Annotated in this window: 8 protein-coding genes and 2 pseudogenes; 4 read left to right on the plus strand and 6 right to left on the minus strand. The window is 65.8% G+C overall.

Translation table 11 applies throughout. The features are described from left to right. The coding region (locus ACTICP_RS14950; protein ID WP_441893717.1) for a GntR family transcriptional regulator at positions 1-520 on the plus strand (520 nt) is incomplete at its 5' end. Further along, positions 517-1749 (plus strand): MFS transporter, encoded by a 1233-nt coding sequence (locus tag ACTICP_RS14955; protein WP_036323377.1) that lies wholly within the window; start codon positions 517-519, stop codon positions 1747-1749. The genes ACTICP_RS14950 and ACTICP_RS14955, both read left to right, overlap by 4 nt. Positions 1750-1936: 187 nt before the next feature. Here ACTICP_RS14955 and ACTICP_RS14960 read toward each other — a convergent pair. Continuing rightward, positions 1937-2608: pseudogene (locus ACTICP_RS14960) on the minus strand (IS3 family transposase); the annotation flags it as partial. Positions 2609-2811: 203 nt separating this feature from the next. Here ACTICP_RS14960 and ACTICP_RS14965 point away from each other — a divergent pair. Then, positions 2812-3015 carry a hypothetical protein gene (locus tag ACTICP_RS14965; RefSeq protein ID WP_441893719.1) on the plus strand — a complete coding sequence of 68 codons (204 nt, stop codon included), beginning with the start codon at positions 2812-2814 and terminating at the stop codon, positions 3013-3015. 294 nt (positions 3016-3309) lie between these two features. On the opposite strand, the gene ACTICP_RS14970 is transcribed toward ACTICP_RS14965, so the two are convergent. From ACTICP_RS14970 to ACTICP_RS14990, 5 genes are all read right to left on the minus strand, one after another. Continuing rightward, on the minus strand, positions 3310-3642 hold the full coding sequence (locus ACTICP_RS14970; RefSeq protein ID WP_058631432.1) for a cupin domain-containing protein: 333 nt from the start codon (positions 3640-3642) through the stop codon (positions 3310-3312). Positions 3643-4147: 505 nt separating this feature from the next. After that, positions 4148-4627: a cupin domain-containing protein gene (locus ACTICP_RS14975; RefSeq protein WP_025104937.1), complete on the minus strand. Its 480-nt coding sequence runs from the start codon at positions 4625-4627 to the stop codon at positions 4148-4150. Positions 4628-4668: 41 nt separating this feature from the next. Then, complete coding sequence (locus ACTICP_RS14980) at positions 4669-5220, minus strand: hypothetical protein (RefSeq protein WP_441893721.1); 552 nt, start codon at positions 5218-5220, stop codon at positions 4669-4671. A gap of 377 nt (positions 5221-5597) precedes the next feature. After that, on the minus strand, positions 5598-6383 hold the full coding sequence (locus ACTICP_RS14985; RefSeq protein WP_025104939.1) for an acetoin reductase: 786 nt from the start codon (positions 6381-6383) through the stop codon (positions 5598-5600). Between the two features lie 157 nt (positions 6384-6540). Next, positions 6541-8322, minus strand: coding sequence for a multicopper oxidase family protein (locus ACTICP_RS14990; protein WP_054682937.1), 1782 nt, complete (start codon positions 8320-8322; stop codon positions 6541-6543). Between the two features lie 137 nt (positions 8323-8459). Here ACTICP_RS14990 and ACTICP_RS14995 point away from each other — a divergent pair. Continuing rightward, positions 8460-8834 (plus strand): annotated as a pseudogene (locus tag ACTICP_RS14995) (MFS transporter); the annotation flags it as partial.

Raw genomic sequence — 8834 nt, forward strand, 5'->3', positions numbered from 1 at the left:
GAGTCGCACTCCGGTGCGTGAGGCGTTCCTGCGACTGCAGGGCGAGGGGTGGTTGCGTTTGTACCCCAAGCGCGGTGCGTTCGTCGTTGAGGTGAGGCCACACGAACGCGAGGAGATCGTGCGGGCGCGCGTTCTCCTCGAGTCGGATGCCGTCTCCCGGGTCTCGGGCGATGCCCGGCTGCGTTCCGAACTTGTCGAGCGACTGCAGACGATCCTCGGGGGGCAGCGTGATGCCGCTGCGCGGGAAGACCTTCACGGCTTCGCGGTCCTGGACGCGGACTTTCACGCTGCGGTCGTCGATGCCGGCGGAAACCGTCTGCTATCGGACTTTTTCGCGTCGTTGAGCGATCGGCAGAGGCGGATGACGGCGCGATCGCTGTGGAAGCGCGCGGACCGCCTCGAGGGGGTCCTCGACGACCACACCGAGCTCGCGCGGCTGATCGATGGTGCGCATAGCGACGCATTCCGAATCGCGCTCGAATCTCACATCCGGCGTACACATCGGGAGCTGTTGCCATGAGTATCACGGACTCCCTCCCGATCCCGGATGCGGGTCCTCGGCACCGCATCCGCCCCTGGATGGCCGTGTGCGCGGCGCTCTTCGCGGTCGCGTGGGGTGGTAACGAATTCACCCCCCTGCTGGTGATGTACCGACAGGAGGACGAGATGACGCCTCTCGTGCTCGACGTTCTGCTCGGTGCGTACGTTCTCGGTATCGTGCCCGCTCTGATCCTCGGAGGCCCTCTCTCCGACCGATTCGGACGCCGGCCGTTCTTCCTTCCTGCTCCGCTCGTCGCTGTCGCTGGGAGCGTTCTGCTCGCGCTGGGCGCTTCATCGCCGACCGTGTTGTTCGCCGGGCGAGTTCTCTCGGGTGTGGCGCTGGGGTTGGTTATGGCGGTGGGGACTGCCTGGGTGAAGGAGCTGTCGCAGGCGCCGTTCGACACCGGAGCCCGGGAAGGGAGCGGCGCAGGGCGCGCGGCGCTCGCCCTCACAGCGGGCTTTGCCCTGGGCGCGGGGGTTGCTGCGGCGCTCGCGCAATTCGGGCCCGCACCGCAGCAGAGCCCATACTTCGTGCACATCGTGCTAGCCATCGCATCATTCTCGCTGCTGTGGCGGGTGCCGGAGAGTAGGCGGACAAGTGATGACGGTCGGCCGTTACTCGAGGACTTGAAGATTCCGTCCGCTGTGCATCGTCGCTTCCTTTTCGTCGTCGTGCCCATGGCGCCCTGGGTCTTCGGCACAGCGGCCAGTGCCTACGCGATACTGCCTGGCCTGATGATGTCGAAGGCTCCGGGCTTGGAGATCGCGATGAGCGGGCTCCTGTGTGTGATCGCACTAGGATGCGGCGTCGGCGCGCAGCGGATTGCGGGCCGCTTCGATGACCCCGGCTCGGCCCGCGGTGTCGGCTTGGCGCTCGCAGTCACCGTCGTGGGGATGGTGCTGGCGGCCGTCGCGGTCGGTCTCGACTCGTTGGCGTGGGTCGTCGTCGCCGCTGCCGCGCTCGGGGCTGCGTATGGACTCTTGCTCGTTGGTGGTCTCCGCGAGATCCAGCGTATCGCCGGCCCCGACGATCTCGCGGGGCTCACGGCCGTGTACTACTCGCTGACCTACATCGGATTCTTCATCCCGGCCGTTCTTGCGCTAGTGGGTGCGTGGCTCCCGTACACGGTCATGTTCGTCATCGGCGCGGTTCTTGCGCTCATCAGTTTCAGCATCGTCGCTCTGAGCTGGCGCAGGCACCTTCCGTAGCGCGTCGCCGGGCATCGCCGTCCGATGGGACTGGCAGCGCGGTTGCTCCGGAGGCAGCCGCCAGGCTCCGAGCTGCTTGCGATCCCCGCGGGCCGGTCGCCGTCAAGGACGCCATGCAGTCGAGGTGCAGCGGGAGTGGCATGGTGACGTCTGCGCCCCGGGCGCCTGTGATCGTGAGCCGCCCCCTTCATTCGGTCCGGACGTTCTGTGAGTCGTCGGTTTCCATTTGATGGGTGCACTGTCGAGCGTACTCGGCTGGGGGTAGGTAGCCGAGCGAGGAGTGCCGGCGGTGGTGGTTGTACTCGTCCTTCCAGTCGCCGATGATGACCTGCGCGTGCAGCAGCGAGTAGAAGCTGTTGATGTTGAGGCACTCGTCGCGGATCCGGCTGTTGAACGACTCGACGTACCCGTTGCGCCACGGCGAGCCCGGAGGGATGTAGGACAGGCCGGTGCGGGTGCCGGCCCAGTCGGCCATCGCCTCGCTGATGAACTCCGGCCCGTTGTCCGACCTGAGCACCGCCGGGGCGCCCCGGGCGGCGACGAGGTCCTCGAGGTGGGCGGTGAGTCGGTCGGCGGTAATCGAGCACTCCACGAGGCCGCCGATGCACTCCCGGGTGTGTTCGTCGACGATCGAGCAGATCTTGATCGGTCGGCCGTGCTCGTCGGCGTCGAACTGAAAGTCCACCGCCCACACCACGTTCGGCGCGTCCGCCGTCGGCGCGTCGACGGTCGAGGACCCGACGCGCTTGCGTCGACGCCGCTGCGGGACCCGGAGCCCTTCGTCACGCCACAGGCGTTGGATCTTCTTGTGGTTCACCACCCACCCCTCGGCGCGGGCGTCGTGATACGCCCGCCGGTACCTGATCATGCGCAGCAGTCGACCGCTAGTGTCCGACTTGAGTCGCGGCGTCGTGAGACCGTCTTGACGCTGAGGCGTGGCGAAGTTCCTAACATCGCCTGTCCGTTACCTGGGTCCCATAGGCAGTGGGGTGCTAACTAGCGTGTCACAGGAGGTACTCTTGCCGTCTCTTGCAGTATAGAACATAGTGAAAGCAGAAGCCGATGACGAACGATAGCAATGCATCGAGCCGTGAATACTCCGACACCGATGTTCCGACCAACGATTCCGAGGGAACGGTCAAGCCCGGGGGTCTGGGGGAAGACAACACCATCCCCGCGAACCCCGACGGGGTAGCCGCAGGCCTGTCCGACTCGCCTTCGCACTTCAACCCAGAAGAAGACGAAGCCGCCGACGGGGACGATTGACGCTGCCGACTATCGCCTACGACCGAAGCCTTCTCTCCTGTCCGCCAATCAAGCTCAACCCGTCTAGTGGTCGGAGTCGCTCGGGAGTCTTGGACAGCGCCGAGGGTCGGTAGCCCTGCTTACAACGTAAGCGGGGCTACCGTGGGCATACATCGGTCGGTCCTGCTGCACTCGCGGATAGGGTGCGTGCTTTGACCGGTGTTGGTGGAATCGTGTATCAGCTCATCATGGATGAGCGCGAGAGGATCAAGTGCACCGTACTGCGGAGTTCCCACGATCCGTACGCAACCTGCTTCAGTGCTTCTTAACGACGGTCAGGAGGATGACTGAGTCCTCGATGGCGTCGAGTGAGTGGAGCCCGTCCGGGATGATGAGGAGGTCACCGGGAGATCCGTTCCACGACAGGTCTCCGAATCTGAGCAGGACGCGGCCCTCGAGGACTTGCAGGGTTGCCTCTCCGGAGCTTTCGTGCTCAGCCAGGCTTTCGCCGGCCTTGAGAGCAATAAGCGTTTGTCGGAGTTGATGCTCGTGTCCTCCGAAGACGGTCTTCGCGCTTCTACCACTGGACGCTTCCTTCGCCTGAGAGAGTTCGTGTCGCGCGAGGGCGATGAGTGAGGTCTTTTGCATAGCATTTCCGATGTTCGAATGTCATCGTGCGTGGGGTTGCTCGGCCTTACGGGAACCAAGCTGGCCGACACAGCTTGGCTCAAGCTCGTACCTATTATCTGTCCCCGTTCGGCTTACTCTCCGAGCCTGCCACTCGTTCAGCACGCTGGTCACCGAAAACGATCGTTTTCGGCGGGCGTCCTCTTAGCTCGGTGAAATTTTTGCCAGCGGCTTCTGGGCACCCGCTTTCTCCGCCGCCAGATGCATCGTTCGCATGCGTGTGGAGTTTGACGCTTTGTGGCGGCGTTCTGTGATCGCACGGTGTCGCAGACAGGGCACAGTGTTGGCCTGCCCGAGGAACCATGCGGCCTTGCCGACACTCTGACACGAGGCCCAGTCGAGGTCCTCGACATCCGTGATCGTCAGACCTACCAGCGTGAGGGGCGGGAGCGTGGCGCGCTGCCCGGGGTGGACCAAGACGATCCTCGTCCGCAACATCCTTACGGAGCGGTGACACAAGTAGACGTCAGTTGGCGTGCTCGTCCGGCGCGCTGTCCTCGGGCTGGACGGTCCATGCGGGAGGCTCGTCCTTACCGGTCGCTTCGTCTTGTTCTGCCTTGTCGCTGGTTCTCTGGGTGATGCCAGGTGCGTGGTGCACCGGGGCATAAATCGCGTAGAGGCGCAGCGGTTCGTCGCCAGTGTTGATCACGTCATGCCAGGTGCCGGCGGGGACCTGGACAGACCACCCATCCGAGACGTTTTGCTCGAAGTCGAGCCGGTCCTTGGCCGGGCCCATGACGGCCCTGCCCTGTCCGGCATCGAGGCGCAGGAACTGATCGGTGTTCTGGTGGACCTCCAGGCCGATGGACTCCCCGACCGGGATAGACATCAGCGTGACCTGCAAATACTTCCCGGTCCACGCCACGCTGCGGTAGTTCTCGTTCCGCCGGGTGGCCTCTTCGATGTCGAACGCGTTCGGGCGGGGCCCGATGTCGTTGATGGTCATTGTGTTCTCCTTCGTGCTCGGACTTCGAGTCCAAGTCAGCATCATCTTTCGGGGGGAGTCAAGGGTGGGTGGGTTTCGGCGAACCTCGTGGGGGCGAGGAGAGCGAGTACGACGCCGGCCCCAGCGACGACGAGGACGCCGCTTAGTCCGGCTGCAGTGGCGCCCATGGTGGCGACCAGGGCACCGGCGAGCCCGGTGCCGATGGCGATGCCGGCCTGGTTGCCGAGCTCCATCTGCGATGAGGCGCGCCCGACCGTGCCAGCGGCATCATCGAGGACGGCGATGGAGTTGATCGTGAAACCGAGACCGGCGCCGAGCCCGGCGATGATCCAGCCCACGGCGGCGACGGGGACGGGGACGGTGGTGAGGATCACGGCACCGATCACCGTCAAACCCGCGATGACGAGAATCGCTCCGAGGCGCGCGATGCCCCCCTTGGTCATGCCCCACTTCAGGAGCCGGGCGGGGGCATAGGCGCCGGCGGTCCACCCGATGATGCCTGCGGTCAGGACGATCCCGGCGAGTGTAGCGCTGATCCCTCGCACGCTGGTAAGGGCGAGCGGAATGAACAGGTCTGCGGTGAAGAACGCCATGGACAAGGCGGCTGCGAACACCACATTCGCCGGGAGCCCTCGACGCGCGGTGAGCGTCCCGGCAGGCAGAACCCGCCGGACGTGCGTGCGCGCCCTGACCTCGAGCTCGCGGAGGTTGCGGCTGACGCGTTCGATACGTAATTCAGTACAGGCGTATCGAGGTGGCTGCACCACTGGGCGCCGATTTGTGGGCGCGAAAAAGCCCCCCGACGCAGGTCGCGTCGAGGGGCAGGTGAGTACGATCCGGTCGTGACTTCGTCTGATCTTCACGAGGCCTTTCCGACTGCTCGGTCTGCGGGCTGAGCTGCCGATACCGGAGGGCGCCCGGGAGGGTCACACGCCGACGCGCGGCGGGTGGTGAGACGGTCAGTGATGACTCAGTTGTAAAGCATGCCGCCGTCGACGAGAAGCACCTGGCCGGTGACGTAGTCCGAGTCGGGGCCGGCGAAGAACGACACGACCTTCGCGACGTCCTCGGGGGTCTCGATGCGGCCGAGCGCGATGCCCTCCACGTTTTCCTTGAGGTTCTGGCCGAGTGGCTTGCCGTTGATCTTGCTGAGCTCGGCGTCGATGAGTTCCCACATGCCGGTGCCGACGATGCCGGGCGCGTAAGCGTTCACCGTGATGCCCTTCGGAGCGAGCTCCTGCGCGGCCGCCTGGGTGAAGCCGCGAACGGCGAACTTCGAGGCCGAATACGCGCTGAGGATGGGGAACCCCTGGATCGACGCGATGGATGCCGCGGAGATGATCTTTCCACCGTGACCGAGCTGTTCGAACTTCGCTGCGGCCGCCTGGATGCCCCAGACCACGCTGTCGACGTTGATCCGGAAGATCTGATCGAGCTCTTCGGCGGTGATCTCGAGTACGGGCTTGATCTGGGCGATGCCGGCGTTGTTGACGATCACATCGAACCCGCCGAGCTGTTCGGCGGCTGCGTCGACAGCGGCAACGACCTGGTCGCGCTTCGACACGTCCGCAGCGACGAAGACCGCTTTTCGGCCCAGCTGCTCGATCTCGGCGACGACCGAATCACCCTTCTCGCGCTGCGGCTCGATGTCCGCGACGGCGATGTCAAAACCGTCGGCGGCGAGACGAAGCGCGATGCCGCGCCCGATCCCCTGCCCGGCTCCGGTGACCAATGCGACCTTATCCTGAATAGCCATTCTCGTACTCCTTCTCAAACGCGAACGGGCGCCCAGCAGATTCGATGTTCGCGGGCCTGGCGCGTCGTACAGTGCAGGGCCAGCAGAAGTGGCTGCCCGTCTCCCACTTCAACATGGCGAATCGATTGTATTCCCTGGCGCTCCTGACGTGCCAGGGTCACGCCATGAACGGCATGAGTTCGGGAGGCATGGTCACAAAGGGCCGCATCATATCGCGATCCTCGTGCTCGAGGATGTGGCAGTGGTACATGTAGCGGCCGCTGTAGGCGTGGAACCGGACGGCGATCTCGACGATTTCGTGGGGGTTGACGCGGACTGTGTCTTTGAGCCCGCGCTCGTTGGCGTCGATGACGTGGTCGAGCTCGTCGTCGGGGTCGCGACCGAGAGTGATCCGCGCGCTGAGGTCGAGATCGCCGATGCCGTCGTCGGGGATCTCCCAGCCGATGGGCCGGCGCGCGAGGACCTGGAAGGGATCGAGGTGGATGTGGATGGGGTGCGTGTCATCGGTGAGGTTGATGAGCTGCCAGATCTCGTACTGGCCGAGCATCGGGAAGAACGTGGCGGTGTCCTCGAAGTGGGCGGCAACCGCGCGGTAGCGCGTCGTGTGGTCGCCGTCGGTGAGGGTGATCAGCGGACCGGTCGTCTCGTCCTCGTCGTCGACAACGGCGAGCTCACGCATGGTCAGCATGTTGGGTACGTCCTCGAACTCGCGCTCGACAAGCGCGATGGCACGCCGCGGCGCCGCGTCCAGCTCCTCGGGTTTTGGCAGGGCGAAGTCGGTCGCCAGTTCGCGGGGCACCGGACGGTGCGCGACCGGGCCCGGGACGACACGGAAACGCATGACCTGGGGGTACGGCAGCAGCGCGTCGAGATCCGCGGCATCGGCGGCATCAGCGGCGGGAAAGGGCGCGCCATCGAACGGAGCGCCGGCGGTGTTGTAGAGCGTGAGCTCGGTGCCCGGTTGAAGGTCCGAGAAGTCGACGAGCAGGTCGGCGCGCTCGGCTGAGGCGAGGACCAGCCCGTCGGGTGGCAGCGCGACGGGCTCGCGGAGTAGGCCCGAGTCGGTGCCGATCTGAGTGATGCGATCGAATTCGGGCACGCCGTCTCGCAGCAGCACGAGCCGGAAGGTGCGGGCGTTGGAGCCGTTGAGCACGCGGAAGCGGTACGTGGCGGGCTGGACGTCGAGGATAGGCCAGACTTTGCCGTTGACGACCGTGAACGGCGCGAAGGCCTCCATCACCCCAGGGTCGGTCTTGTGCACCAGCTGGCCGGTCAGCCGACCGCCCTCGTCGAGTCCGAAGTTACGGTCCTGCAGCAGCAGCGGCACCTCGTACGGTGGTCCCTCGGGCAGCCCGAGGTCACGTTCGCGCTGGTCGCGGATGATCCACAGTCCCGCCAGCCCGGCGTATACGTCGAACCGAGTGACGCCCATCACGTGGTCGTGGTACCAGAGCAGCGTCGCGCGTTGGTCCATCGGGTAGTCAAATACGGCGAGCTGGCCGGGTGCGAAGAGGTTCTCGGTCCAGCCGTCGTACACGGCCGGTGTCAGGCCACCGTGCAGGTGCACGACCGAGTGTCCCGTCAGCGCCGCGGCGTGCGGGTCCGGCGTGCCGCCGCTCAGACCGGGACTGCACTGCACAGGCACACCGTCGGCGTCGACCTCGTCGCCGGCCATCGTTACGATGACGGGCAGCCCGCCGTCAAGCTCGTTGCGCCACTCGACGCGGACCGGGTGGCCGCGCTCAGCCTCGATCGTCGGGCCTGGGAGCGTGCCGTCGTAGCCCCACACACGCGACCGGGGCAGATCGCGATGGAAGCTGTGTGAGCCGGTACGGATCCGCACCGTCAGACGGCCGTTGTGATCGCGCGCGAGCAGGCGCTCGGGCAACGGCAGAACGTCGACGAACGGCGTCAGAGGCATGCGCTGCGCGGCGGCCATGCGCTACACGCTACCAGCCCGCCCGACGTGTCGTGGGACTATGCGCACACGGGCATAACGGATGGAGTTCCGCGCGCAGACGCGAGCGTCGAACAGAGGTCTCGCGGATGTCGCGGGCGCGGTCTAGATTCCCGGGTATGAGCGCTGGGGAGCGGATCTACTCGGCGGTGTTGCACCGGGACAAGCGGGCCGAGCAGGAGCTCGATCCTGAGGTGCGACGCAATCTCGCGCCCAATGGACTTCGACTGGTGGCCGCCAACGCGCTCCAGTCCTCGGGCGATCAGATCGTCAACGCCTCGACCGTGCTGCCGTGGCTGTTCAACGCCCTCGGCGTTCCCGTGGCGCTGACGGGCCTACTGGTGCCGATCCGCGAGTCGCTCTCGATGCTCCCGCAGGCGTTCCTCACGCCACTCATCGTCCGTGTGCGGTTCCGCAAGTGGGTGTTCATCTCCGGCGCTCTGGTGCAGGCCGCTTCGGCGGGAGTGATCGCCGGAACCGCCGCGCTCGGGCAG

The organism is Microbacterium sp. (assembly GCF_052102115.1).
Classification (GTDB): domain Bacteria; phylum Actinomycetota; class Actinomycetes; order Actinomycetales; family Microbacteriaceae; genus Microbacterium.

Coding starts and splice junctions, on each gene's coding strand:
- ACTICP_RS14955 (WP_036323377.1), top strand. CDS start 517: ATGAGTATCACGGACTCCCTCCCGATCCCGGATGCGGGTCCTCGGCAC.
- ACTICP_RS14965 (WP_441893719.1), top strand. CDS start 2,812: ATGACGAACGATAGCAATGCATCGAGCCGTGAATACTCCGACACCGAT.
- ACTICP_RS14970 (WP_058631432.1), bottom strand. CDS start 3,642: ATGCAAAAGACCTCACTCATCGCCCTCGCGCGACACGAACTCTCTCAG.
- ACTICP_RS14975 (WP_025104937.1), bottom strand. CDS start 4,627: ATGACCATCAACGACATCGGGCCCCGCCCGAACGCGTTCGACATCGAA.
- ACTICP_RS14980 (WP_441893721.1), bottom strand. CDS start 5,220: ATGGCGTTCTTCACCGCAGACCTGTTCATTCCGCTCGCCCTTACCAGC.
- ACTICP_RS14985 (WP_025104939.1), bottom strand. CDS start 6,383: ATGGCTATTCAGGATAAGGTCGCATTGGTCACCGGAGCCGGGCAGGGG.
- ACTICP_RS14990 (WP_054682937.1), bottom strand. CDS start 8,322: ATGGCCGCCGCGCAGCGCATGCCTCTGACGCCGTTCGTCGACGTTCTG.